Raw genomic sequence first — 23,140 nt, 5'->3', positions numbered from 1 at the left:
TCTGCGTGAAGTCAGCATACCAAATGACTGAACTTATTCGTTTTCCGGTGAAGAGCCTGTCTTGGCTCGGTCAGACCGTACAAGCACATATTCACCGGGTGCATCGACGAGCGCCTTGCGCGTCTTGCCACCCGGACGGCGGGCCGGCACGTCTTCACCAGACAAGTCATACAGCCAGTCGCGCCAGTTCTCCCACCAGGATCCGGGGTGTTCCGTCGCACCTGCCATCCAGGCGTCGAGGGTTTCGGGCAGATCCGTATTGATCCAGTGCTGGTATTTATCGGCACCGGGATGATTGATGATGCCGGCGATATGGCCCGAGCCGGACAGCATGTAGCGGACAGGACCGCCAAAACACCGCGCGCCTCGATAGACCGAGGTATGGGGCGCGATATGGTCGTCGCGCGTGGCCACCATATAGACCGGTGTTGTCACAGCACCCAGATCGAGGGTGTGGCCCTGCATCTCCAGCTCGCCCGTGGCCAGACGATTGGCGCGATACATATTGTCCAGATACCACAAATGCAGGGTCTTGGGCATGCGCGTCTGGTCGGCATTCCAGAACAACAGGTCAAACGCCTGGGGTTGGCGACCCAGAAGATAATTCTTCACCACAAAGGACCAGACGAGATCATTGGAGCGCAACAGGTTGAACGTGTCGGCCATGGTCCGACCGTCCAGCAGACCGTCATGCGCATCCATCACGCGCTCGATCTCGCGACGCCATTTATCGTCGACAAACAGGAGTAGATCACCGGCCAGGGAAAAATCGGTCTGGGCGGCAAAAAACGTGGCTGAGCTGACCTTGTCCGCCTCTCCGCGGGCGGCGAGCAGGGCCAGGCCGGTTGCGAGCAGTGTTCCGCCGACACAATAGCCCACCGTGTGTGGGGCGCTCTCCCCGGTGACGTTTTCCACGGCGTCGATGGCCGCCATCATACCCTGTTCGATATAATCCTCGAAACCGACATCTTTCAGCGCGGGGCCCGGATTGACCCAGGACACGAGAAACACGGTCAGCCCCTGATCGACCAGCCAGCGGATCATGGAATTCTTGGCGCGCAGATCGAGGATGTAGAATTTATTGATCCAGGGCGGGAAGAAGAGGATGGGTTTGGCCTTCACCGTCTTCGTACTGGGCGCGTACTGGATCAGTTCGATGATATCATTCTTGAACACGACCTTGCCGGGTGTGGTCGCCAGGTCCTGACCGACGCGGAAGCCTTCCATATCGGTCTGGGTGAGGGCCAGCCGACCGTCGCCGCGCTCCAGATCCCGAATCAGGTTTTCCAGGCCTCGGGTCAGGTTTTCGCCTTTTGTCGCAATGGTTTCGCGCAAGACATCCGGATTGGTGATGGCGAAATTGGTGGGCGCAAGAGCATCGGTGATTTGCCGAGTGAGAAACTCGACCTTGCGCTGGGCTTTTTCGTCAACGCCCTTCACCTGGCTCACCAGATTCATGAAGAAACGCTGATTGAGCAGGTAGGATTGTTTCATGGCGTCAAAGACCGGATTTTCCTGCCAGTCCGTGCTGCGCCAGCGTTTGTCGCCCGGCTCCGGTGTGATAGCCGGTTCCGGCGGTGTCTCGCCCATCATGCGTCGCGAGGTATTGGTCCACAGGTCCAGATAGCCTTTGAACAGATCAGCCTGGGCCTGCATGATCAGTTCGGGTTCCGTGAGGATAGAGTTCCAGACGGTGCCTACTTCCTCGGCAGAATGGAACGGGTCGGTCTGGGGCAGAGGGGCGTTCTGGTCCAGCGACCGGGAAATGACGTCGGTCACAAGTTTCTGGGATTGCAGGCTCGCCTGCATCAGATTGCGGGAAAACTCCTCAACAAGTTCGAGCTCGGCCTCAGTAAATCCGTCCAGAACATCATTGGCCTGGTTGAAGGCATTTGTGCCGTCAGTTTTCCCGTCTGTGCTCATTATCGGCTTTCCCCGGTAAAAAACGTGACTTGTTCACCCAAGAGCGTATAGAAAGCCATGACCGATCCGTCCAGACAGAGCTGAGCCATGCGACGTCTTATTTCTATTACCGCCCTGCCTATTCTCCTGTCCGCCTGTGCCGTGGTGCAAGCCCCCGACACGGTGGCCGACAATCCAGATTGGGTGAATGATCGCCTCGATCAGGAATTGGCCACACGGGCCGCTCCGGAGTTCATTCCCGACACGCGGCTGCCCCATCATGAGGCGCGCTCGCTCGATGTATCAGCAGGGCGTCTGGCGCGTCTGGCCCGTCGGGCGGAGATTGACGCTGCTCAAACCGCGGGCCGGCAGGACTCTGACACCGATATCAATGCCATGATAGAACGGGCTCGGGACTTGACGTCAGAGCCGGACTAGTGTTGGCAAGCTACTGAAACGTTTTCTTTCCTGATCGGCATCCTGCCGGTTTGAACCTTCACGGCCCAAAATATTTCGCATGCGAAGGGCCTATCCCTGGCGGAGAAACTGGAATGAGCGATAGTCGCGCCCTGTCTCAACTTGCATATGACATCGTCCGTGCGGCGGAAAATGCTGCCATTGCGGCCTCCGGCTGGATTGGCCGTGGTGAAAAGGAATCGGCCGACCAGGCGGCGGTTGACGCCCTGCGTACAGCCATGAACGCCATGGACATGAAAGGCCGCATCGTGATCGGCGAAGGCGAGCGCGATGAAGCACCTATGCTCTATATCGGTGAGGAAGTGGGTACCGGTGAAGGTCCCGAGATTGATATCGCGCTGGACCCGCTGGAAGGCACATCCTTGACGGCCAAGGGCATGCCCAATGCCCTGGCGGTCGTCTCTCTGTCCCTGCGCGGCGGTCTGTTGCATGCGCCGGACACCTATATGGACAAGATCGCGATTGGACCGGGTTATCCCGAAGGCGTGATCGATCTCGATGCCAGCCCGGCCGATAATGTGGTCAACCTGGCCAAGGCTAAAGGTGTCGACCCGTCAGAAATCACCGTATGTGTGCTCGAACGTCCGCGTCACGACTATATCGTTGATGGTGTGAAATCCGTCGGTGGTCGTGTCCGTATGATCCCGGACGGCGATGTGGCCGGCGCCATGGGGGCGGCAGGCCTGGGTACGGGCGTGGACATGTATATCGGTCGCGGCGGTGCCCCGGAAGGTGTGCTGGCGGCCTCCGCTCTGCGCTGTATCGGGGGGCAGATGCAGGCCCGCCTGCATTTCCGCAATGATGACGAGCGGGCCCGAGCCACGCGGGTCGGTGTGACCGATCTCGACAAGAAATATGACCTGGCTGAACTGGCCGCCGAGCACTGCCTCTTCATCGCGACCGGCGTGACCGATGGTGATTTGGTGACCGGTGTGACCACCGGTGAGGATTATGTCGAGACCCAGACCCTTCTGCTCGACAGCGCCGATCTGTCTATTCGTCGTATTACCAATCGCCGTCCGCGCTAATGCCGGACGACACCGCTGTCTCAGCCGAGGTGTCCGCCCTCTTGGGGGTGGAGGCCTCGCTGAGTGGCAAAAAATGGCGCGCCCGCCCGGCTGACGAGCGCGCCATTGCAGAGATTACACGGCAATGCCGCTTGCCCGAGGCTCTGGCGCGCGTTCTGGCGGCCCGGGGGCTTGAAGCGCAGGAGGTCGCGGGATTTCTTGCACCGCGCCTGCGCGACACCTTTCCCGACCCCTCCCGATTTCAGGACATGGACAAGGCCGCCGGTCTGATCTGGGATGCGGTTGAGGCCGGACGGCAGATTGCCATTTTTGCCGATTATGATGTGGACGGTGCCACGAGTGCCGCCCAGCTATGCGCCTGGCTGCGTGATGTGGGCCAGGAACCCTTGCTCTATGTTCCCGACCGGATCGAGGAAGGGTATGGGCCCACGCGAATGGCCTTTGAGCGTCTGAAGGCGCGCGGTGCCGAGCTGGTGATCACGGTGGATTGCGGCGCGGCCGCTCGTCAGCCAATCGAGGATGCCGTCGAGCTGGGGCTGGACGTGATCGTTATTGATCACCACCTCATGGATGAGACGGCCCCGCCCGCGCTTGCGCTCGTCAATCCGAACCGGCCCGATGACACATCGGGATGCGGCCATCTGGCTGCGGCCGGGGTAACATTTGTCTGTCTGGCGGCCTTGAACCGCGAAGGCCGCCGTCGCGGACGCTTTGATGAGAGCCGAGCCGAACCGAATATCATGGCCCTGAGCGATCTGGCCGCATTGGGGACGGTGTGTGATGTGGTTTCGCTGACTGGGTTCAATAGGGCTCTGGTGGCGCAGGGTCTGAAAATCATGTCGGGCTGGAGCCGACCGGGGCTCAAAGCTCTGGCTGAAACCGCGGGTATAGAGGGTGAGGCCAGCGCCTATCATGCCGGTTTCCTTCTGGGCCCGCGGATCAATGCCGGTGGCCGGATCGGACAGCCGGATCTGGGTGTGCAGCTATTGACGGCGCTGGATCTGGACACGGCCATGCCCAAGGCTCAGGCCCTGGATCGATACAATGCCGAGCGCCGCGATATCGAGGCTGATGTGCTCGATCAGGCGCTGGCTCAGGTGTCCCAGTCCGACGTCGAGGCGCCGATCCTGATCGCGGCAGGGGATGACTGGCATGCCGGAGTGATCGGCATCGTGGCGGGGCGCCTGAAGGAACGGTTCGGTCGCCCCAGCCTTGTCATTGGTATTGATCGCCAGCGCGAACCTGTCGTGGGCAAGGGGTCTGGCCGTTCCGTGCCAGGCGTCAATCTGGGTGGCGCGATCGCGCGAGCCAAAGAGGCGGGGCTTCTCGAGGCCGGCGGGGGTCATGCCATGGCCGGCGGGCTGACGGTCAAGGTCGAACAGATCCAAGCTCTCTACGCTTTTCTTCAAGACTCGTTGTCTGACGAATGGGCGGCGGCGAAACCTCTCCAGGGGCTCGATGCAGACGCGGTTATCTCGGCCGGTGGGGCGACACTGGACCTGATCGATCTTCTGGAACAGGCCGCGCCGTTTGGTCAGGGTAACCCGCAACCTCGCTTTGTTGTCGCGGATGTTCGTATTCAGTTTGCCAAACGCGTCGGTGCGGATCATGTGCGCTTCACGCTGGAGGATTCCGGGGGCGCTCGGCTGGGCGGAATAGCCTTTCGCTGCGCGGATGAACCCCTGGGTGAAGCGCTCCTGGCGGTCGATGGAACGCGCTTTCATGCCCTGGGGAAACTGCAGCGCGACACCTGGAATGGTCGAAACCAGGTCCAGTTCCAGCTCGAAGACATGTCTCATGTCATTGAATAAATTGAATAAATATCCAGTTCCTGCATCCTTCTGCAGTTTTTGCTGACACGGCGCTTGCCACCCCGGTCGGGTTTTTATAGAAAGCGGACCTCACATCGACGCGCTCCCTTCGTCTATCGGTTAGGACGCCAGGTTTTCAACCTGGAAAGAGGGGTTCGATTCCCCTAGGGAGTGCCATCGATGCCTACCGGTCCAGCCCCGGACGACGCCTCCCCAAGTGGGAGGCGATGTTGTATAAGCCTCTACGCGAACACGATAATCACGGCGAGACTGATGGCCCACCTGTCGACCAAAACCTATGGAAATGATCGCGGATTGTCCTGCACCTCACGCCAGTGGGCGGCAGACAGTGACTGCCATCTCCTGCATGGCTATTCGCTGGGTTTCCATTTTGTCTTCGCGGCGGACCAACTCGATACACGGGGCTGGGTGCTGGATTTTGGCAAGGGTGGTTTTGGCAAGATCCGTGACTGGCTTCACTTCATGTTCGACCACACACTCCTGATCGCTGAAGACGATCCGGCCCGTGCCGACCTCGAAGTACTCGGCGAGAAAGGTATTGCCCGTGTCCGGATTGTGAAGGGCACGTCGTGCGAGCGGGTGGCGGAACTGACGTTTCATGAAGCGAACCGCATTGTCAGCACTCTGACCAAGGGCCGCGTCTGGGTTGAGTCTGTGGAGTGCAGTGAGCACGGCTCCAATAGCGGGATTTACAGATCCCATGCCGCGATCGAACGCGCTGCTGAAGCTGAACAACTTCAGGCTGAGTTGACTGCTTCTGAATAGAGGGTCAAACGGTAGTTCACGACATCTACACAGCTAGAGATGGCTTGCTGCAGATGCGAACTCCTACGTGCATTATCGAATTAAACAGTGTTTAGATAATTTATTCACACCAAATTCGCTTATCAGGCGAAAATAATGCAGTGTGTTGCGGATCGCAACGCGCAGCTATATGTGGTGTTTTCGAAGGCGTTTATCACAATATGTTGTAAATATGTTTTGCGACGGGCTCTCAGTCGCATCCGCATTCGCTTGCGTGGGGAAACCACACATCGTGTTTATCTTCTCTTAATGTTCGGATCCGTGTACAAATATTCCCTCGTGGGTTGTCTAAGAGAGTTTAGCTATGGTTCTAGCACACGATATTTTTGAAGAGACAGAGGTTGTTCTGCTCGACGGCCACATCAAATGGTATGATCCGGCGCGCGGTTACGGCTTTATTGATGCAGCAGACGGGGAAGGGGACATCCTCCTCCATGCCAGCTGCCTTCGGCGTTACGGCAAGGGTCCGGCCCTGCCTAATGCCCAGGTGAAATGCCGTGCCGTGAAGGGGGAGAAGGGACGTCAGGCGGTTGAACTGGTCGAAATGACCGGTGGTGACGCTGAAGCTCCGGTCCGCCCTCGGCGGTTCCATCCTGATGGTCAAAATGCAATTCCGTTCTGCTCTGGTGTCGTCAAATGGTTTGATGCTCTGCGCGGATATGGTTTTGTGACCTGTGATGATGTGGACGGGGACGTTTTTCTTCACGCTGCGACACTGCGTCGTGCCGGGCTGGGAGAGGTACTTCCGGGTGAGAATCTTCAGGTTCGCTGTGTCGAGGGTCCCAAAGGGGCTCTGGCGGCAGAAATCCGTCCAGCCACCGCATAAATCGCGGGGCACTCGCAGGGACAGGCGAGGCGGAACATCGGGGGAGGTGTCGACCGGCAGGCTCCGGATTGGCACACGCGCACGGGCCTGGCTCCAGGACAAGGCTCAAAAGTCAGTTGTCTGGCTGAGACTGCCTTGCGTTGGACAGGACATGCATTGAACAGGGAAGCGGGCTCGACGTCGAGCCGGATGTGGACTGCTGAGCAGGTCATATTGAACGTGCTTCCTGGTTGCGCGCTCCACGCGCACAGACTAGCTTGCGCGCATGCGTAACTGGATCTTCTCTCTCGCTCTTTTCGCCACCCCTGCGGCCCTGGCCCAGGAGGATGCGTCATCCACACCTGTTCTCACTGCGGCCGATCTGGACGCAGCCCTTGCAGCTGTCGACCCGGCTGCTGAAGACACGGTCATCGAGTTTGGTGCGGCGGAAGCTGTCGTCCTCGTCACCGGGGCCGGTGAACATACGATCATGGCGGAACTGGCGATCACGCCCGAACAGCAACAACGCGGCCTGATGTGGCGCGAGTCGCTCGCCGAGGATGCGGGTATGCTGTTCCTTTATGACCTGCGTCGTCCCAGCATGTGGATGCGCAACACGCTGATCCCGCTCGACATTGTTTTCATTCGTGAAGATGGCGAGATCGCGAAGATCATCATGAATGCCCAGCCCGGCTCCCTGCAAAGCCTGTATGCTGATTATGACGTGACGGGCGTGCTCGAATTGGCGGGTGGTCAGGCTTTGGCTCTGGGTCTGCGTCCGGGAGATCAGGTGCGCCATGCCGCATTTGAAACGCTCGACGCCGAGCCGTTGGAAGACGTCGCAGACGTGCCCAGCGAGAGCGTTTCCGATGAGGCAGCTGAAGAGACTGCGGAATCTGACGCAGGCTAGGCTTGCCACAACACGCGAAGACTTACATAAGAACCGGGACGGGGCGTGGCGCAGTCTGGTAGCGCATCTGGTTTGGGACCAGAGGGTCGCAAGTTCGAATCTTGCCGCCCCGACCATCTGAAGTGTGGTGTGAAGCGGGAGACCGGTTGATGTTCGCAAAAATCTATCGTCCAGCACGTAATGCCATGCAGTCCGGCCGTGGCAAGAGCCAGGCGTGGCGTCTGGAATTCTCTCCGGAAATGGCCAAGCGCGCAGATCCTTTGATGGGGTGGACCTCCTCGTCTGACATGCGCAGCCAGATCCAGCTGAACTTTGACACCCAGGAAGACGCTATCGCCTATGCCAAGCGTCAGGGCATTCCCTTCCAGGTCGTTCAGCCGCAGGAAGCCAAGCGCCTTCCAAAATCCTATGCGGATAATTTTGCGGCCGATCGCCGCCAGCCCTGGTCTCACTGAGGCCCGGACGCATTACCAGATCGCGGTCGGTTTCATTCGGCCGCGCGGTGTATTGGCCCCGTAGCTCAACTGGATAGAGCACCGGACTTCTAATCCGACGGTTGCAGGTTCAAGTCCTGCCGGGGTCGCCATGCGCCTGCCGGTTGCCTATGCTCCTGCCTCGATTTGGGGTCTGGAGAGACACGTCATGTGCGGGCGATATGCGACAGGTCAGGTCAGTTGGGAGCAGTACCGGCTGTTTCTCAATTTGGTCGAGACCGCTGTGGCGCTGGATGTCCCACCGCACTGGAATATTGCGCCGACCGTGCCCGCGCCCATCGCGCTTGACGCCGGGCAGGGGCGTATGTTGGCGCTGGCCCGTTGGGGCATCTGGCAGCCCTGGATGGAGGGTAAGACCCTGTCCACCTTCAATGCCCGTGCGGAGGGATTGAGCGAATCGCGCCTGTTTTCTCCCTTGCTGACGACCGGGCGCTGTCTGGTGCCGGCCCAGGGGTTTTACGAATGGACTGGTCCAAAAGGCGCGCGCATGCCCCATTTCATCCACCATCCGGGCGGTGAGATGATGGTGTTTGCGGGTCTGTGGGCCCGGGCAATGAAGGAGGACGAGGACGTGCTCAGCTTCACCCTCATCACCATTTCGGCCAATGATCAGATGCAGGATATCCATCATCGCATGCCGGTTATTTTGACACCGGGCAGCCAGGAGCAATGGATGGCCCCGGGCGCGGCTCCGCTCGATCTGCTCAAACCCTTTGATGGGCACCTTGATATCTATCCGGTTGATCCCCTGCGGGGGAATTCACCGGATAATCTCAAACCCCGGGCGCAGGCTGGACTGTTCTAGCCCGCGGCCACCGCGGCAAAACCGTTTTCGAGGTCGGCGATGAGGTCAGACGGGTCCTCCATTCCGATTGCCAGCCGGATCAGTGCGCCTTCATGCCGGTCATCCTCGGCCGAGCGCCGCAATTGCGGGTCGCAATGAATGGCCAGGCTTTCAAACCCGCCCCAGGAATAGCCGATTCCGAAAAGGTCCAGCCCGTCGAGAAAGGTCTCGGACTGTTTCAGTCGCCAGCCAGGCACGGAGAATGAGAACAGACCACACGCACCGGAAAAATCGCGCGTCCACAGGTCATGATCGCGATGATCGGGCCGTGCGGGGTGATAGATCTGGCCAACCTCGCTGCGGGCCGACAACCAGTCGGCAATCATCAGGGCACTGTCGGCGGAGCGTTTCATGCGCAGATCCAGGGTGCGCAGGCCCCGAAGGACGAGGAAGGCATCATCCGGGCTGACATAATAGCCCATCGAGCGTTCGAGTTGCTGCAGGCGCTGGGCCTGCTGCTCGGTCCGGCTTAGCACGGCCCCCATCATCACATCGGAATGTCCGCCGGGATATTTCGTGAGCGCCTGTGCCGCGTAATCAATGCCCAGCTCGAGCGGTTTGAGTGTCAGCCCCGCACTCCAGGTGTCATCGATCACTGTGGCAATGCCGCGCGCCTGGGCGATCCGGGCAATCGCACGCAGATCCTGGATCTCCATCGTCAGTGATCCGGGGCTTTCCAGCACAATGGCCTGGGTGTTCTCGCGGATCTGTGTTTCGATCTCCGCGCCGATCCGGGCCGACACAAACCGGGTGTTTACGCCAAAGCGGGGCAGGGTATTGAGCAGGAAACCGCGCACGGGACCGTAGATATTATCCGCTGCCAGAACCTCTCCCCCCGCTTCGACACAGGTGAGAATGGCGAGCGTATTGGCCGCCAGCCCTGACGGGGTAAGTGCGCAGTGGGTGCCGGTTTGCAGCTCGCTCAGGGCATCGCGCAAGGCAGACTGGGCCGACAGTCCGACCCGACCGTAATGCGTTTTGCCCGGCGGTGCGTTGTAGAGCTGTCCGGCGGCACCAAACAGCACCGTGGAGGCCCGTTCAATCGCCGGATTGACGAGGCCCGGCTCGCCATGGGCCCGGCCGATACGGGTGAGTTTGGTCGCGTCTTTCATGGCGGGTCTCTCTGTGTGTTTCGATCAGGCGTCAGGCGTCACGATGGGCGTGTCGTCGCGCGCGCCCCATTCGCTCCATGACCCATCATAGACGCGGGCGACCCGGCCGTTGAGCTCGGCTGTCAGTGCCAGTATGCACGCCGTCACACCTGATCCGCACGTCGTGATCAGGGGCTCGGACAGATCAAGCCCGGCATCGTCGAACAGGTTCGCCTGGGCGTTTATCTGGCCGCGATCACCAATTATACCGGCATAGTGGAGATGTCTGGCACCGGGCATATGTCCGCCCCGCATGCCGGGACGCGGCTCTGGAACCCGTGCGTAAAACCGGGCCGCGCCGCGTGCATCGGCGATCTGGTGCGAACCGGTTTGTATCGCGTCCAGAACACTCGCGCGATCGGCAATGCGATCTGGCTGAAGACGCGCCTCATAGAAGGTGGCACGCTCCGGCGGGAGAGCAGGGTGATCATCAACCGGTCCGCCCGCCTCCATCCATGCCGTCAGTCCGCCATCGAGGACCGCGACACGATTATGGCCCATGGCCTTGAACATCCACCAGGCCCGCGGTGCCGAGAAATTGCCATAACGATCCCACACAATAACCGTGTCGGACGCGCTGATACCCAGAGCACCGACATGTGCGGCGAACACACGTTCATCGGGCAGCATATGGGGCAGCGGCGAGGTCTCGTCCTTGATCGTGTCGATATCGAAACGCTGTGACCGCGGAATAAACCCGTCAGCCAGAGCGCTCGGCCCCGCCGCAAAAGTCCAGCTGGCATCGAGAAACCGGGCCGCATTCTTGGAGAACAGGTCCAGCGCCTCGGCGGCGGAGATCAGCGGTCGCAACGTCATCCGGCTCAGGCCAGCCAGCCCGGCACGGGCAGGTTCTTTTCGCGCAGGAATTCCGGGTTGAAGAGTTTGGACTGATAGCGCGCACCGTGATCACACAGAATGGTCACGATGGTATGGCCCGGCCCCATATGCTTGGCCAGACGCATGGCTCCCGCGATATTCACCCCTGAAGAGCCACCCAGACACAGGCCATCCTTCTCCACCAGGTCGAAAATGATCGGCAGGGCTTCGTCATCCGAAATCCGCCAGGCCTGGTCAATGATCGCACCGTCCAGATTGGCCGTGATACGGGACTGGCCGATGCCTTCGGTGATGGAGGTGCCCTCCGCCTTCAGCTCGCCCTCGGCATAGTATCCATAAAGGGCGGCGCCACCCGGATCGGCGAGACCGATCTGGATATTGGCATTATGGGCCTTGAGACCGCTGGAGACACCGGCCAGCGTGCCGCCCGAACCCACGGCGCAGATGAAGCCATCCACCTTGCCCTCGGTCTGCTGCCAGATTTCCTGTGCGGTGGTCTGAGCGTGAAAATCGCGATTGGCCACATTGTCGAACTGATTGGCCCAGATCGCGCCATTGGGTTCTGTCTCATTCAGTTCCTGGGCCAGCTGACCGGAGTAGCGTGCGTAATGCGCAGGATTTTTGTACGGCACGGCATCGACCTCGATCAGTTCGGCGCCGAGCAGTTTGATCGCATCCTTTTTTTCCTTCGACTGGGTACGCGGAAACACGATCACGACGCGATAGCCCAGAGCCCGGCCGACCATTGCGAGGCCGATCCCCGTATTCCCCGCTGTGCCTTCGACAATCGTTCCGCCCGGCTTGAGCGCTCCGGAGGCTTCGGCGGCCCGGATGATGCCCAGTGCCGCACGGTCCTTGATAGACCCGCCCGGATTGAGAAACTCGGCCTTGCCGAAGATTTCACAGCCCGTTTCTTCAGAGGCACGATTGAGGCGGACCAGCGGGGTATTGCCGATCAGATCGATCACGGATTGCGGGTGGGACATGGCCAAGGACGCTCCTTCATTCAAAGTCTTGCGGGGGAGATATAGGCAGGCGAGGGCAAATGTGTGAGTCACATTCTGTCATGAGCCCATACAGGTGAGATAGGGGGCGCCGGATTTCGTGATCCGGTTTCGACTTTGACGCGTATACTTGGACAGATCACGCCCATCATCGTTCGCCATACCCCGAGAGATTCATGACCCGACTTCTTGCCATTGTGAGCCTGCTCATCGCCTTGTTTGTGACCTTCAACATGAAGGCCGAGGCTCAGGACGTGCCGCAGGACATCGTCTTTGAGGTGTTCCGCAATGATCAACCCTTCGGTCAGCACAGCGTGTCTTTTGAGCAGGACGGAGAGACCCTGCGAGCACGAACGGAAATCGAGCTGAAAGTGAAAGTCGGACCGTTCACCGTGTTTCGCTATGAGCATGAGGCGAACGAGACTTGGCAGGATGGCGCTCTCGTCGCTCTGTCGGCTGAAACGCTCAAGGATGGTGAAATCACCCGGTTTGACTATGACCGGAATCGCGAGGATATCGCTCGCATGATGGATCAACTCCTCCCATCAACTCATTGGCGTTTTTACGATCTTTCGACGTCTGAGATCCTCAATACCGAGACCGGTGAAGCCCTCGATGTGACGCTGACGGATCTGGGATGGGAGACCATCCAAACCGGGGCGGGTGAGGTCGAGGCCCGGCGGGTTCGTATGGTGGGTAATCTGACCGTAGACCTCTGGTATGATGCGGCTGGAAACTGGGTCGGTTGCCTGTTCGAGGCGCGGGGCCAGACCGTTCGGTATCAACGCGTCTAAACCCCTCGGTCCGGGAATTCGATTCTGATTCGTCGTTACCCATTCGTTTAGATCTGTGCGCTAACCTCACAGTGTAGTCGCGGGATTACAGAGGGTCTAAAGACCCCGCCTCGCGCTATCCGATGGTATCAGTGTGGGGGCCAGAAATGGCGACGATCAACACCAACTCCGGTGCGATGACCGCGTTGCAGAATCTCAACGCGACCAATCTCGAGCTTCAGAAAACCCAGTCCCGCATCAATTCGGGCCTCGCGGTCGCGTCTGCCAAGGATAATGGTGGCGTGTTTGCCGTGGCCCAGAAGATGCGTGCGGATGTTGAGGGGTATCAGGCCGTCAGTCAGTCCATCGATCTGGGCATGTCCACGGTTGATGTCTCTCTGGCCGCCGGGGAGGCCGTGTCTGACCTGCTGGTCGAATTGAAGGAAAAGGCGCTGGCGGCGTCAGACAGCTCGCTCGATACGGCGTCGCGTTCGGCCCTGAACGAAGATTTCAAGGCGCTACGGGACCAGATCGGAACCATCGTCTCCAACGCCGACTTCAACGGCACTAATCTCATCAATGGCACGGTGTCCTCCATTTCAGCGCTGGCCAATTCTGACGGGTCAAACTCTATCCGGATCTCCGATGAGAACCTGTCACTGGGCGGCGCCGTCGTCACACTGGCGGCCACAGCGTCCTTTGCCTCGGCCGGGGATGCGAGCACGATCGTCACGACGATTGAAACCTCGCTAGACAATCTCAACCAGTCGCTCGCCCGTCTGGGCACCGGCTCCAAGGCACTGGACGTGCACAAGGGTTTTGTCGGCAAATTGTCTGACGCGCTGGAAAAGGGCATTGGCAATCTCGTGGATGCGGATCTGGCCGCCGAAAGTGCCAAGCTTCAATCCCTGCAGGTCAAACAGCAATTGGGTGTCCAGGCGCTCTCGATTGCGAATTCCGCCCCCTCAACAGCGCTGAGCTTCTTCCGCTAGGCATGATCGGCAATCTGGACTGTCCGGGCTGTCTCACCGCGTAGAAGCGGGGTGAGTCGGGGCAGGTTGTCGATGATGTGATCCATCAATGCCCGAATGCGCGGATTATTCTTGGTGTCGGGATGACGCAGCAGCCACAAATCCTGGCGCGAGACAAATTCCGGATCGCTCACCCGAACCAGTTCGGGATCCAGATCGCACAAAAAACAGGGCAGGAGTGCCAGACCGAAACCGGCCCGGCAGGCAACATGCTGGCTGCGGATGTCAAAACATCGCAAAACCGTGTCCTGGTCCGGGAAGGGGGTTGAGCGCTTCCATGTTTCCTTGCCAGAAAACCCGCTGAAACTGATCCAGCCCAGTGAATGAGGCGAGGTTCGATTGTCGATCAGAGTGCGCTGGGCGTAGACGGCTCGCGCAGTCTGTCCCAGCCGTCGCCCCGTGAGGTGATCAGCCTGATCGCGCCCGAAACGCAGGGCCAGATCCGCTTCACGGCGATCCAGATTGCTGCGGGCCATGCCGGTATCCAGTTTAAGATCAATGCCCGGATGTGCGGTCTTGAAGGCGTGCAGGAGACTGACGAACGGGTCTACCATCAACTCATCCATGAGGGTCAGGATCAACGGGCCTTCCAGACGGGTTTCTCTAGCAAACAATCGGCGATCCAGCCCGGACAGCTCGGCTTCGATGCGCAGCGCTGCATCGTGAACCTCCTGACCGGCCGCGGTGAGCGACACCCCGTCAGACGTGCGGCGGTACAGCGGAACGCCGATCTGGGTTTCCAGCTGGTCCAGCCGGCGCGCAATGGTCGAGTGACTGACACCCAGGACATGCGCGGCAGGACGCACGCTCCCGGTGCGCAGAAAGGCGAGAAAAGCCCGGAGATCAGCCCAGTCCAGTTGTTCCATTTTTGAGACGACCTGTCACTTATGTGAATGTTGTGTATGAAAATAGTTACGCACATATCCCGGTCAACCGGGCCATTCGGTCCGGCCGATTTTTCTGACACTGGATATGAACATGAGTTTGAAAACACGAATGCTCGGCCTGCTGGCCGGGCTGGGTCTGGCTCTCAGCGGAGCCAGTGCCCATGCAGACGGCGATTTTCTCATCCTGGACATCCTGCCCATCCACGAGGGCAAGACTCTGGACGATGCCCGGGCCTATTTTGACGCTGTGGAACCGATTTTCGCCGAACACGGCATGGTGCGCAGCGATGCTGTGCTGGAAGTGACCGGGATTTTGCGCGGTCCTGTCGAAGCTGAAGTCGTCAATCTGTGGGAAACGGACAATCCCCAGGCCTCGTTCGACGGCATTTTCGCAGATGCCCGTTATCTCGAGCACGCGGCCAATCGCGACAGTATTTTCCGTCTGCGCGATGCAACAATCATCATCACGCGCCGTGAGGAGGACGAGCAATGAGTTTTGTATTGATCGATATTCTGCCTCTCAAGGACGGGGCTAGTTTCGAGCAGGCGGTCGGCTATTTCGAAACGCTCAAACCCGTCTTCGAGCGACACGGTCTGCGCCGGGTGGATCAGCCGCTTCAACCGGTCAAGGTTTTGCGCGGCGAGGTTCAGGCGGATCTGGTCAATTTGTTTGAAACAGAAAATCCGGAGGTCTCGCTCGCAGGCATGAGAGATGATCCGGATTATCAGGCGCAGATTGAACTCCGCGATACGGTGTTTGATCTGGACCGGGCGAGCATTGTGCTGACCCGTCGCGCCTGAGGACAGGGGCGTGGGGGCCAATGGATCTCCGCGCCCTTTTTCAGCTCCCGGTGGCGCCTCACATTTCCGTGATGCCGCGATGGCGTGATTGGATTATAAAAACAACCAGAATCCTTGCTAAGCTTACTTGGCCTGACGGGTTTTCCCCGTTTTTCAGCAGGGACCATAATCATGTTTTTGAAACGATATGCCGCGTCGGCCAAGCCGATTCCGGCCGCTGCGCCCGCGCCTGACCGCTTCCTGTCACTCTCCCGCCGGGGCTTTCTGGGCACATCCGGTGGCTTTGTCATGACGGTCAGTCTGGCGGCTTGTGCGCCTTCGCAAACGCCGGACACGGTGAGTGTACCTGAAGCGGGTCCGAGCCCGCTGACCGAGGTGCGCGGCGGTGATGCCACACCGTCTTTGTGGATCGAGATCACAGAGGATAACTTCGTCAAGATTACCTGTCACCGATCGGAGATGGGCCAGCAGGTCTGGACATCGATCGCGCAGATCATTGCCGACGAGATGGAAGCCGATTGGGGTCAGGTCCAGATTGTCCAGGCTGAGGGTGATGCCCGGTATGGTGACCAGAATACCGATGGTTCGCGCTCCATTCGCTACAATTTCCACCGTCTGCGCATTGCGGGTGCCGCCATGCGCCAGATGCTGGAACAGGCGGCGGCCCTGACATGGGATGTGGATCGCGCCGATGTGACGTCTGTGCGCGGCACGGTGGTCCATGATGGTAACAGCTTTACCTATGCCCAGCTGGCCGAGCTCGCCGCACGTCTGCAAGTGCCGGCCGAGGGTGATATCACCCTGAAACAGCCGTCCGAATGGCGCTATATCGATCATGACATGCCTTCGCTGACGGTGCCGCGGATTACCCGGGGCGAAAGCTGGTATGGCATTGATGTTCAGCGCGAGAACATGGTCTACGCCTGTATCGCCCGCCCGCCGCAGGTCTTTGGCACGGTCGACAGCGTGGATGACAGCGCGGCCCTGGCCGTTCCCGGCGTGATCCAGACCGTCCGCATGCCGGACATCCAGGGCCCGGTGGCGGCTTTCCAGCCCCTGGGGGGTGTCGCGGTGATTGCATCGGACACATGGGCGGCCTGGCGCGGCCGCGATGCCTTGCAGATTGCCTGGAATGAGGGTCCCAATGCCGGTTATGACAGCCGCGCCCATCTCGAGGAGATGCTGGCAGGCGTGCAGGAACCGGGAACCACGCATCGTTCGCGTGGTGATGTTTACGGCGCCCTTGAAGCGGCCACGACCCGCGTGAGTGCGGATTACGTTCAGCCCTATCTGGTCCACTCCATGCTGGAACCACCGGTCGCCACGGCAGAGTGGGTCGATAACCACCTGCATGTGTGGGCCTGTCTCCAGGATCCGCAAACGACCCGAGGTGTTCTGGCCGAGGTTTTTCAGAAGGACCCGGCCGAAATTACCGTCAATACGACCTGGCTGGGCGGCGCCTTTGGCCGCAAGTCCAAGCCGGACTTTGCCATTGAAGCCGCGATCCTGTCCCGCGAGGTCGGGCGCCCGGTGAAAGTGACCTGGACCCGCGAAGACGAGATCCATCATGGTTTCTACCACGCGGCCTCCGCGCAGCACCTGGAAGCCGGGCTGGATGAAAACGGACAGGTGACCAGCTGGCTGCATCGCACGGCCTTCCCGTCCATCTTCTCCATCTTTGCGCCCGGCGTGACCGGTCCCGTGCCGATGGAGCTGGGCCTAGGCGCTTCGGATGCGCCCTTTGCCGCACCCAATCTGGCGCTTGAAACCGGACAGGCCACGGCGCATTCGCGGATCGGCTGGCTGCGTTCGGTCAGCAATATCCAGCACGCCTTTGCCATCAGCAGTTTTGTGGACGAGATCGCGGCGGCCGCTGATCGTGATCCCGCGGATATGCTGGTCGAGATGATCGGTCCGGACCGGATCGTTGATCCCACTGCCGAGGGGGCGGAATACCCCAATTATGATGCTGATCCGAACGAGTACCCGATCGAGACGGCACGATTGAAACACGTCATAGAGCGTGTGCGGGCCCTCTCGGGCTGGGGACGCGATCTTCCTGCCGGACACGGCCTGGGTATTGCCGCTCACCGATCCTTCCTCAGCTATGTCGCCACGGTGATCGAGGTGCGTGTGGACGAGCAAGGTCAGCTGAGCATTCCAGGCGCCTGGCTGGCGGTAGATGCGGGCCAGGTGATCAATCCCAAACACGTGCGTGCGCAAATGGAAGGCGGCACGATTATGGGATTGTCCCACACGCTGTATGGCGCAATCGATTTCGAGAATGGCGCTGTTGTCCAGAACAATTTCCCGGACTGGCGCTTGCTGCGGATGGACGAAGCGCCCAAGGCCTTTGAGGTCGAGATTGTGGACAGTGCCGCTCTTCCGGCGGGTGTCGGCGAACCGGGCCTGCCACCGGCGGGTGCGGCGCTCACCAATGCTATTTTCAATGCCACGGGTCAGCGTTTCCGCCGTCTGCCCCTGATCGGAGCCAATGGCTTCGCCCTGCCGCTGACGGCTGCTGAGGAGTAAAACCCATGAGTGTGACCCTGAATATCAACGGTGAAAACCGTACGGTCGACGCGCCGGAAGGCACGCCGCTTCTGTGGGTTCTGCGGGATCATTTGCAGATGACCGGCACCAAGTTCGGGTGCGGTGTCGCTCAGTGCGGCGCGTGTACCGTGCATGTTGATGGATTTCCGACGCGGGCCTGTGTGACCCCGCATGACAGCCTCGATGGCGCGGAGATCACCACGATCGAAGGCAAGGACGGCGCGGCAGCCACGGCGATCCGCAATGCCTGGACGGCTCTGGATGTGCCCCAGTGCGGGTATTGCCAGTCCGGTCAGATCATGGCGGCGATCAATCTTCTGGAAGAGACGCCCAACCCCAGCGATGATGATATTGATGCAGCGATGAGCGGCAATCTGTGTCGTTGCGCGACGTATATGAGCATTCGCCGAGCGATCAAGCAGGCGGCCGGCAATCTCTGAGGCCGGGCTCCAGATCGAAAATGAAGACACCCCGAGGGTCCGGCCTTCGGGGTGTTTTTGTGCGGTCACCTGGCTGAGGGCTGGCGCGCCGCCTTCACGGTCTCATAAGCGGCTAGCGCCCGGTCCCGGCCGGTTTTCAATTCGATCATCGGGGACGGATAAGTCTCGTCAAGCTGGACACCGGCTTCCATCAAGACCAGGGCGGGGGCCTGCCAGGGCTGGTGGATGAAGCGTGCGGGCAGGCGTGAGAGCTCTGGCACCCAGCGCCGCACATAAAGACCGTCCGGATCGAATTTCTCGCCCTGGGTGACCGGATTGAAGATGCGGAAATAGGGTGCCGCATCGGCTCCGCTTCCCGCGACCCATTGCCAGCTTGCCGGATTATTGGCGCAATCGGCGTCGGCGAGCGTGTCATCAAACCAGGCCAGCCCGTCACGCCAGTCGATGAGAAGGTGTTTGACGAGGAAGGAGGCGCAGATCATCCGCACACGGTTGTGCATGTATCCGGTTGCCCACAGCTCGCGCAGCCCTGCATCGATCACCGGGTAGCCGGTCTGTCCGGTCTGCCATCGCCCAAGCGCGTCGGCATCTTTGGCCCAGGGAAAGGCGTCGAAGGCTGGATTGAAATTCCGCGTTGCCAGATCGCGATTGTGGAACAAGAGATAGTGTGAGAATTCGCGCCAGCCGAGTTCGGACAGAAATTTGCGGGTATCGGCGGCCTGGTCCAGGACGGCCGGGTGATGGCGGGTGGCCTGCAGCACTTCTCGCGGTGAAATATCGCCCCATGCCAGATGGGGGGAGAGTTTGGACGTCATATCCAGGTCGGGCCGGTCGCGATCGACACCATAACCTGCAATGCGTTGATCGAGGAAGGCGCTCAGCCGAGCCTGGGCTCCGATCTCGCCAGGGGTCCAGGTCTCGCGCAAACCCTGAGCCCAGTCCGGTTGTTGGGGCAGCAGACCCCAGGTGTCCAGGGCCTCGCTGTGTGGCCAGGCATCGGGCGCCAGCAGACGGTCAGGCGCGGGCAAGGGGGGCTGATCCGGTAAACCCGGTTCCACGCTCCGCCAAAAGGCCGAGAAGACACGAAAATCCTTGCCCTGCTTGTTGAGGACCTGATCCGGGGCGTGGAGAATACGCGACCGGAATGCGCGGACCTGAAGGCCTCGCTCTGTCAGTCTTGTGGCGAGTGCCCGATCCAGATCATCCAGAACCGGTTCTTCCGTGCGTATCCAGACAAGTTCTTGCGCGCCTGTGCTTGTGATCAGCTCGTCCAGTATCGCCCCGGTTTGACCCCGACGGAGAATGAGCCGGGAGCCGCGCGTTTCAAGCTGTTCGCACAGGGCTTTCAGGGCGTGATGCTGCCACCATTGACTGGCGCGACCGCGTGCGAGCGGACGGGTTTCGTCTTCAATAAAGACGGGAATGATCGGAGCGCCGGTCTGTACAGCGGCGTGCAGGGCAGGGTGATCGCTCACACGAAGGTCCCGGCGGAACCAGACGAGGCACGGGGAGGGGCTGGTCATGGGCACGCTTTATCACTTGCTTTTCATGGTTTGGCTTTTTACGTCTGCCAGCAATATCTGGATGAATGCCGAACGCATTTGACGCAGAATGCCGGTTCGGACCGGGGCGGTGCACACCCTTTTCCAGCCCTGATGGAGTTTGAAGACATGACTGATACCACCCAGCCTGATGCCATTGTCGAGGTACCGCGCCCGTCCGGTGAGCCGATCCGGATTGGTAATGACCAGCCGCTGACGATCATTGCGGGTCCGTGCCAGCTGGAAAGCCGTGAACATGGTCTGGAAGTGTCGCAGGCGCTCAAGGAAATGTCCGAGCGGCTGGGCGTTCAGCTGGTCTACAAGACCTCGTTTGACAAGGCCAATCGCACAAGCCTGTCCGGCAAGCGTGGGGTTGGACTGGAGGCCGCCCTGCCAATCTTTGCCGAGATCCGCGAAACCACGGGTCTGCCCATCCTGACCGACATCCACTCGGCCGAGCAGTGCGCGATTGCGGCCCAGGCCGTCGACATTCTGCAAATCCCGGCTTTCCTGTGTCGCCAGACCGATCTGCTGATCGCTGCGGCTGAGACCGGCAAGGTGATCAATGTCAAAAAGGGCCAGTTCCTGGCTCCGTGGGACATGCGCAATGTGATCGGCAAGATTGTCGGAGCGGGCAATACCAAAATCCTGACCTGTGAGCGCGGCGCCAGCTTTGGTTACAACACGCTGGTCACCGATTTCCGCTCCCTGCCGATCATGGCCGCCATGGGCGCACCGGTGGTGTTCGACGCCACGCACTCCGTCCAGCAGCCCGGTGGTCAGGGTTCGTCCACAGGTGGACAACGCGAATTCGTGCCGCCGCTCGCCCGGGCGGCTGTGGCGGTGGGCGTGGCCGCTGTTTTCATGGAAACGCATCCGGACCCGGATAACGCACCGTCCGATGGCCCCAACATGGTGCCCCTGGCCGAGTTCGAGGATCTGGTGAAATCCCTGATGGATTATGATCGTCTGACCAAATCCCTGGCCTAGACGTCAGTATTGCGCCCGATCGGGGATCGGCACGACGGGCGCTTCCTCCACCTCTTCAACATCGTCGAAGGGCGGCGCCCAGCGCGCTTCTTCCAGTAGAACGGCCTGGAGGTTGAACACCCGCCGGGCCGCGTCCACGCGCAGATCCTCGTAGAACAGATTGAAGGGCGGGACCCGGTACTCTTCCGCCAGCCGGTCGGGTCGCCGCAAAACGCGGGAGCGTGTGCGTTCGGTCAGCAAAATCCCGTCCACACATTGTGCGCTGGTCTGATTGCCCATCGGGGCGGGTGTGGCATCGCCGGTAAAGCCCTCTGCGGCCACGGCACCACGGTGCAGGCGAGCAGGGGCGTATTCTTCGGTGCGTGCGCCGAGCACGGGATTGGTGCACAACAAGCCACGTCCTTCGACGCGGTCAAAGCCCTGGGTCGGTGTCCAGCTCATCATTCGCTCGGTCATGACCCGCAAACGCCGTTCCTCGGTTGGATGGGCCCAGGAATGGGCGTGAACACACCGCACATCGCTTTCGGTTTCACACGGACGAAGCGGCAGGAGGGCCTCGGTGAACAGGTCCAGCGGTACCGGTGCATCAATGATATAGGCGGCGGCCAGTCGTTTGATCAGCGCCTCATCCCCAGACACCTCCTGCATGAGGAGGCCGAGAGTATGCATGCCGCCCTGACCGACACCGGCGAGAACAAACGGGCGATCCGGACCGATCTGGGTCAGAAAGGCATCGAAGGCCCGATGTATATCGGCGTGAGCAAATTCACGCGCAAGAATACTGTCCTCGCGATTGTTCATGAAGGCGTAGAGTGCTGCCTGACGGTATCGCGGGGCATAAAGCGCGCCGGACTGGGCGAAAGGCGCAGCATAATTGGGCAGAATGACCTGTTCGACGGCTTCGACCGCGCTTTCCTTGTCGAGTTCGGCGACCCAATTGGCTCCGCCGGTATAGGTGGTCGAATGCAGGAAAAACACCGCTGGCTGGCTTTCATCGATCAGCGGTCCATAAGCGTACCAGCCCGAGGCGTCTGAATAATCGGCGCCGTCTGGCGGAGTATAGGTCTGAAAGGGCACGCCTGGATCCTGAAAGGTCTGGAAAACCCGGTCGCGGAACACCCAGCTGGCAAGGCTGAGCAGGATGAGAAAAGCGGCGGCTCCGGACATTGTGATCCAGAATGTCAGGCTTTTGCGCAGCACGGCTGACCCTTTCTTGATTCATCCCATCTTTTCGCGTCCGCCGCGGGTGTGCAAGCGATTGGCGGGATGGGATGCATCGCCTAAGGTAGTGATCCGGGGTGGTTGAACCGACTTCCGGTTCGTTCGGACCGGATACTCACACACACGAGGTCTGCATGCTGCGTTGGCTGCGCAATAGTTTTTTGACGGGCATTGTCATCGCCACGCCGCTGGGCGTGACGGTCTTCCTGGTCATCTCCTTTGTCGGTTTTGTCGATCGGGTGGTCAAACCGCTGATCCCTGAACGGTGGAATCCGGAAACCTATCTGCCGGGTGAGTTCACTATTCCAGGTCTGGGCGTGGCGATTGCCGTGATCCTGCTAACCATGTTGGGGGCATTTGCCGCCAATTTTTTTGGTCGCCAGCTGATCAGCCTGTGGGAACGCATTGTCGACAGCGTCCCGCTGGTGCGCAACGTCTATGGCGCAATTAAACAGATCGTGGAAACCGTGTTTTCGGGCACCCAGGAGAGTTTCAAGGAAGTCGTCCTCATTGAGTATCCGATGAAGGGCTTGTTTGCGGTCGCGTTTGTCTCTGCCGAGGGACGCGGACCTGTGAAGGACAAGCTGGGCGATGATGTCATTGGTGTCTTTGTTCCGACCACGCCCAATCCGACGTCCGGTTTTCTGCTTTATGTCAGCCGCGCCGATACGATTGCGGTCGATCTCTCCGTTGAGGAGGCCGCAAAGCTGATCATTTCCTTCGGTCTGGTCACGCCAGACAAACTGCCGGAAGACACGCAGGACGCTGTGGCCGGCGAGATTGCGGATCGCGTTTCCCGATCCGAGGATCGCTAA

At 60.1% G+C, this 23,140-nt stretch carries 23 protein-coding genes and 3 tRNA genes; 19 read left to right on the top strand and 7 right to left on the bottom strand.

The window, feature by feature from the left end; translation table 11 throughout:
• Positions 1–33 precede the first annotated feature (33 nt).
• The gene (phaC, locus tag RMQ97_RS07195; RefSeq protein ID WP_413660178.1) at positions 34–1,923 is read right to left on the bottom strand and encodes a class I poly(R)-hydroxyalkanoic acid synthase; all 1,890 of its coding nucleotides are present in this window, start codon (positions 1,921–1,923) and stop codon (positions 34–36) included.
• Between the two features lie 87 nt (positions 1,924–2,010).
• Between phaC and RMQ97_RS07190 the strand changes: the two genes are divergently transcribed.
• From RMQ97_RS07190 to RMQ97_RS07140, 11 genes are all read left to right on the top strand, one after another.
• Positions 2,011–2,340: a hypothetical protein gene (locus tag RMQ97_RS07190; RefSeq protein WP_413660177.1), complete on the top strand. Its 330-nt coding sequence runs from the start codon at positions 2,011–2,013 to the stop codon at positions 2,338–2,340.
• A 113-nt stretch (positions 2,341–2,453) separates the two neighbouring features.
• Complete coding sequence (gene glpX / locus RMQ97_RS07185; RefSeq protein ID WP_413660176.1) at positions 2,454–3,407, top strand: class II fructose-bisphosphatase; 954 nt, start codon at positions 2,454–2,456, stop codon at positions 3,405–3,407.
• The gene (gene recJ, locus RMQ97_RS07180) at positions 3,407–5,218 is read left to right on the top strand and encodes a single-stranded-DNA-specific exonuclease RecJ (RefSeq protein WP_413660175.1); all 1,812 of its coding nucleotides are present in this window, start codon (positions 3,407–3,409) and stop codon (positions 5,216–5,218) included. Before glpX ends, recJ begins: the two co-directional genes overlap by 1 nt.
• A gap of 102 nt (positions 5,219–5,320) precedes the next feature.
• A tRNA-Glu gene (locus RMQ97_RS07175) sits at positions 5,321–5,395 on the top strand.
• Positions 5,396–5,491: 96 nt separating this feature from the next.
• Positions 5,492–6,004: a 6-pyruvoyl trahydropterin synthase family protein gene (locus tag RMQ97_RS07170; protein ID WP_413660174.1), complete on the top strand. Its 513-nt coding sequence runs from the start codon at positions 5,492–5,494 to the stop codon at positions 6,002–6,004.
• Positions 6,005–6,347: 343 nt separating this feature from the next.
• The gene (locus tag RMQ97_RS07165) at positions 6,348–6,869 is read left to right on the top strand and encodes a cold-shock protein (RefSeq protein WP_413660173.1); all 522 of its coding nucleotides are present in this window, start codon (positions 6,348–6,350) and stop codon (positions 6,867–6,869) included.
• A gap of 265 nt (positions 6,870–7,134) precedes the next feature.
• Entirely contained in the window at positions 7,135–7,758 is a 624-nt protein-coding gene (locus RMQ97_RS07160) for a DUF192 domain-containing protein (RefSeq protein WP_413660172.1), read from the top strand.
• 39 nt (positions 7,759–7,797) lie between these two features.
• Positions 7,798–7,874, top strand: a tRNA-Pro gene (locus RMQ97_RS07155).
• Positions 7,875–7,907: 33 nt separating this feature from the next.
• Positions 7,908–8,213, top strand: coding sequence for an ETC complex I subunit (locus RMQ97_RS07150; RefSeq protein ID WP_413660171.1), 306 nt, complete (start codon positions 7,908–7,910; stop codon positions 8,211–8,213).
• A gap of 54 nt (positions 8,214–8,267) precedes the next feature.
• Positions 8,268–8,344 (top strand) — tRNA-Arg (locus tag RMQ97_RS07145).
• Positions 8,344–9,057: an SOS response-associated peptidase gene (locus RMQ97_RS07140; RefSeq protein ID WP_413660170.1), complete on the top strand. Its 714-nt coding sequence runs from the start codon at positions 8,344–8,346 to the stop codon at positions 9,055–9,057. The genes RMQ97_RS07145 and RMQ97_RS07140 overlap by 1 nt, the downstream gene beginning before the upstream one ends.
• Here RMQ97_RS07140 and metC read toward each other — a convergent pair.
• The 3 genes from metC to RMQ97_RS07125 are packed head-to-tail and all read right to left on the bottom strand — an operon-like array spanning position 9,054 to position 12,070.
• Positions 9,054–10,208 (bottom strand): cystathionine beta-lyase, encoded by a 1,155-nt coding sequence (metC, locus tag RMQ97_RS07135; protein WP_413660169.1) that lies wholly within the window; start codon positions 10,206–10,208, stop codon positions 9,054–9,056. The two genes, RMQ97_RS07140 and metC, sit on opposite strands and share 4 nt — an antisense overlap.
• A 24-nt stretch (positions 10,209–10,232) precedes the next feature.
• Entirely contained in the window at positions 10,233–11,063 is an 831-nt protein-coding gene (locus tag RMQ97_RS07130; RefSeq protein WP_413660168.1) for a sulfurtransferase, read from the bottom strand.
• Between the two features lie 5 nt (positions 11,064–11,068).
• On the bottom strand, positions 11,069–12,070 hold the full coding sequence (locus RMQ97_RS07125) for a cysteine synthase A (protein ID WP_413660167.1): 1,002 nt from the start codon (positions 12,068–12,070) through the stop codon (positions 11,069–11,071).
• Between the two features lie 194 nt (positions 12,071–12,264).
• Here RMQ97_RS07125 and RMQ97_RS07120 point away from each other — a divergent pair, with 194 nt between their 5' ends.
• Positions 12,265–12,882 carry a DUF6134 family protein gene (locus RMQ97_RS07120; RefSeq protein WP_413660166.1) on the top strand — a complete coding sequence of 206 codons (618 nt, stop codon included), beginning with the start codon at positions 12,265–12,267 and terminating at the stop codon, positions 12,880–12,882.
• A gap of 146 nt (positions 12,883–13,028) precedes the next feature.
• Positions 13,029–13,853: a flagellin gene (locus tag RMQ97_RS07115; RefSeq protein WP_413660165.1), complete on the top strand. Its 825-nt coding sequence runs from the start codon at positions 13,029–13,031 to the stop codon at positions 13,851–13,853.
• Here RMQ97_RS07115 and RMQ97_RS07110 read toward each other — a convergent pair.
• Positions 13,850–14,758 carry a LysR family transcriptional regulator gene (locus tag RMQ97_RS07110; RefSeq protein WP_413660164.1) on the bottom strand — a complete coding sequence of 303 codons (909 nt, stop codon included), beginning with the start codon at positions 14,756–14,758 and terminating at the stop codon, positions 13,850–13,852. The genes RMQ97_RS07115 and RMQ97_RS07110 overlap by 4 nt on opposite strands.
• 112 nt (positions 14,759–14,870) lie before the next feature.
• On the opposite strand from RMQ97_RS07110, the gene RMQ97_RS07105 reads away from it, so the two are divergent.
• The 4 genes from RMQ97_RS07105 to RMQ97_RS07090 all read left to right on the top strand — a co-directional run bounded on the left by RMQ97_RS07105 (position 14,871) and on the right by RMQ97_RS07090 (position 18,573).
• On the top strand, positions 14,871–15,272 hold the full coding sequence (locus tag RMQ97_RS07105) for a hypothetical protein (protein WP_413660163.1): 402 nt from the start codon (positions 14,871–14,873) through the stop codon (positions 15,270–15,272).
• Positions 15,269–15,580, top strand: a complete 312-nt coding sequence (locus RMQ97_RS07100) for a hypothetical protein (RefSeq protein WP_413660162.1) — start codon at positions 15,269–15,271, stop codon at positions 15,578–15,580. The genes RMQ97_RS07105 and RMQ97_RS07100 overlap by 4 nt, the downstream gene beginning before the upstream one ends.
• A gap of 171 nt (positions 15,581–15,751) precedes the next feature.
• On the top strand, positions 15,752–18,112 hold the full coding sequence (locus tag RMQ97_RS07095; protein ID WP_413660161.1) for a molybdopterin cofactor-binding domain-containing protein: 2,361 nt from the start codon (positions 15,752–15,754) through the stop codon (positions 18,110–18,112).
• Between the two features lie 5 nt (positions 18,113–18,117).
• Entirely contained in the window at positions 18,118–18,573 is a 456-nt protein-coding gene (locus RMQ97_RS07090; RefSeq protein ID WP_413660160.1) for a (2Fe-2S)-binding protein, read from the top strand.
• Positions 18,574–18,638: 65 nt separating this feature from the next.
• Here the strand turns inward: RMQ97_RS07090 and RMQ97_RS07085 are convergent, their stop codons facing one another.
• Positions 18,639–20,096 (bottom strand): cryptochrome/photolyase family protein, encoded by a 1,458-nt coding sequence (locus RMQ97_RS07085; protein WP_413660159.1) that lies wholly within the window; start codon positions 20,094–20,096, stop codon positions 18,639–18,641.
• Between the two features lie 147 nt (positions 20,097–20,243).
• Here RMQ97_RS07085 and kdsA point away from each other — a divergent pair, with 147 nt between their 5' ends.
• The gene (gene kdsA / locus RMQ97_RS07080; RefSeq protein ID WP_413660158.1) at positions 20,244–21,104 is read left to right on the top strand and encodes a 3-deoxy-8-phosphooctulonate synthase; all 861 of its coding nucleotides are present in this window, start codon (positions 20,244–20,246) and stop codon (positions 21,102–21,104) included.
• A gap of 3 nt (positions 21,105–21,107) precedes the next feature.
• Here the strand turns inward: kdsA and RMQ97_RS07075 are convergent, their stop codons facing one another.
• A complete protein-coding gene (locus RMQ97_RS07075; RefSeq protein ID WP_413660157.1) occupies positions 21,108–22,271 on the bottom strand; it encodes a DUF3089 domain-containing protein in 1,164 nt (387 codons plus the stop codon).
• Between the two features lie 188 nt (positions 22,272–22,459).
• Here RMQ97_RS07075 and RMQ97_RS07070 point away from each other — a divergent pair, with 188 nt between their 5' ends.
• Positions 22,460–23,140: a DUF502 domain-containing protein gene (locus RMQ97_RS07070; protein WP_413660156.1), complete on the top strand. Its 681-nt coding sequence runs from the start codon at positions 22,460–22,462 to the stop codon at positions 23,138–23,140.

The sequence above is a fragment of the Maricaulis sp. D1M11 genome, assembly GCF_047308265.1.
Taxonomy (GTDB): Bacteria; Pseudomonadota; Alphaproteobacteria; order Caulobacterales; family Maricaulaceae; genus Maricaulis.
This window is presented reverse-complemented; position numbering and strand designations above follow the sequence as displayed.

Bases quoted from the DNA above. Each gene is read 5' to 3' on its own strand.
- phaC (WP_413660178.1), bottom strand. From the start codon at position 1,923: ATGAGCACAGACGGGAAAACTGACGGCACAAATGCCTTCAACCAGGCC.
- RMQ97_RS07190 (WP_413660177.1), top strand. From the start codon at position 2,011: ATGCGACGTCTTATTTCTATTACCGCCCTGCCTATTCTCCTGTCCGCC.
- glpX (WP_413660176.1), top strand. From the start codon at position 2,454: ATGAGCGATAGTCGCGCCCTGTCTCAACTTGCATATGACATCGTCCGT.
- recJ (WP_413660175.1), top strand. From the start codon at position 3,407: ATGCCGGACGACACCGCTGTCTCAGCCGAGGTGTCCGCCCTCTTGGGG.
- RMQ97_RS07170 (WP_413660174.1), top strand. From the start codon at position 5,492: ATGGCCCACCTGTCGACCAAAACCTATGGAAATGATCGCGGATTGTCC.
- RMQ97_RS07165 (WP_413660173.1), top strand. From the start codon at position 6,348: ATGGTTCTAGCACACGATATTTTTGAAGAGACAGAGGTTGTTCTGCTC.
- RMQ97_RS07160 (WP_413660172.1), top strand. From the start codon at position 7,135: ATGCGTAACTGGATCTTCTCTCTCGCTCTTTTCGCCACCCCTGCGGCC.
- RMQ97_RS07150 (WP_413660171.1), top strand. From the start codon at position 7,908: ATGTTCGCAAAAATCTATCGTCCAGCACGTAATGCCATGCAGTCCGGC.
- RMQ97_RS07140 (WP_413660170.1), top strand. From the start codon at position 8,344: ATGCGCCTGCCGGTTGCCTATGCTCCTGCCTCGATTTGGGGTCTGGAG.
- metC (WP_413660169.1), bottom strand. From the start codon at position 10,208: ATGAAAGACGCGACCAAACTCACCCGTATCGGCCGGGCCCATGGCGAG.
- RMQ97_RS07130 (WP_413660168.1), bottom strand. From the start codon at position 11,063: ATGACGTTGCGACCGCTGATCTCCGCCGCCGAGGCGCTGGACCTGTTC.
- RMQ97_RS07125 (WP_413660167.1), bottom strand. From the start codon at position 12,070: ATGTCCCACCCGCAATCCGTGATCGATCTGATCGGCAATACCCCGCTG.
- RMQ97_RS07120 (WP_413660166.1), top strand. From the start codon at position 12,265: ATGACCCGACTTCTTGCCATTGTGAGCCTGCTCATCGCCTTGTTTGTG.
- RMQ97_RS07115 (WP_413660165.1), top strand. From the start codon at position 13,029: ATGGCGACGATCAACACCAACTCCGGTGCGATGACCGCGTTGCAGAAT.
- RMQ97_RS07110 (WP_413660164.1), bottom strand. From the start codon at position 14,758: ATGGAACAACTGGACTGGGCTGATCTCCGGGCTTTTCTCGCCTTTCTG.
- RMQ97_RS07105 (WP_413660163.1), top strand. From the start codon at position 14,871: ATGAGTTTGAAAACACGAATGCTCGGCCTGCTGGCCGGGCTGGGTCTG.
- RMQ97_RS07100 (WP_413660162.1), top strand. From the start codon at position 15,269: ATGAGTTTTGTATTGATCGATATTCTGCCTCTCAAGGACGGGGCTAGT.
- RMQ97_RS07095 (WP_413660161.1), top strand. From the start codon at position 15,752: ATGTTTTTGAAACGATATGCCGCGTCGGCCAAGCCGATTCCGGCCGCT.
- RMQ97_RS07090 (WP_413660160.1), top strand. From the start codon at position 18,118: ATGAGTGTGACCCTGAATATCAACGGTGAAAACCGTACGGTCGACGCG.
- RMQ97_RS07085 (WP_413660159.1), bottom strand. From the start codon at position 20,096: ATGACCAGCCCCTCCCCGTGCCTCGTCTGGTTCCGCCGGGACCTTCGT.
- kdsA (WP_413660158.1), top strand. From the start codon at position 20,244: ATGACTGATACCACCCAGCCTGATGCCATTGTCGAGGTACCGCGCCCG.
- RMQ97_RS07075 (WP_413660157.1), bottom strand. From the start codon at position 22,271: ATGTCCGGAGCCGCCGCTTTTCTCATCCTGCTCAGCCTTGCCAGCTGG.
- RMQ97_RS07070 (WP_413660156.1), top strand. From the start codon at position 22,460: ATGCTGCGTTGGCTGCGCAATAGTTTTTTGACGGGCATTGTCATCGCC.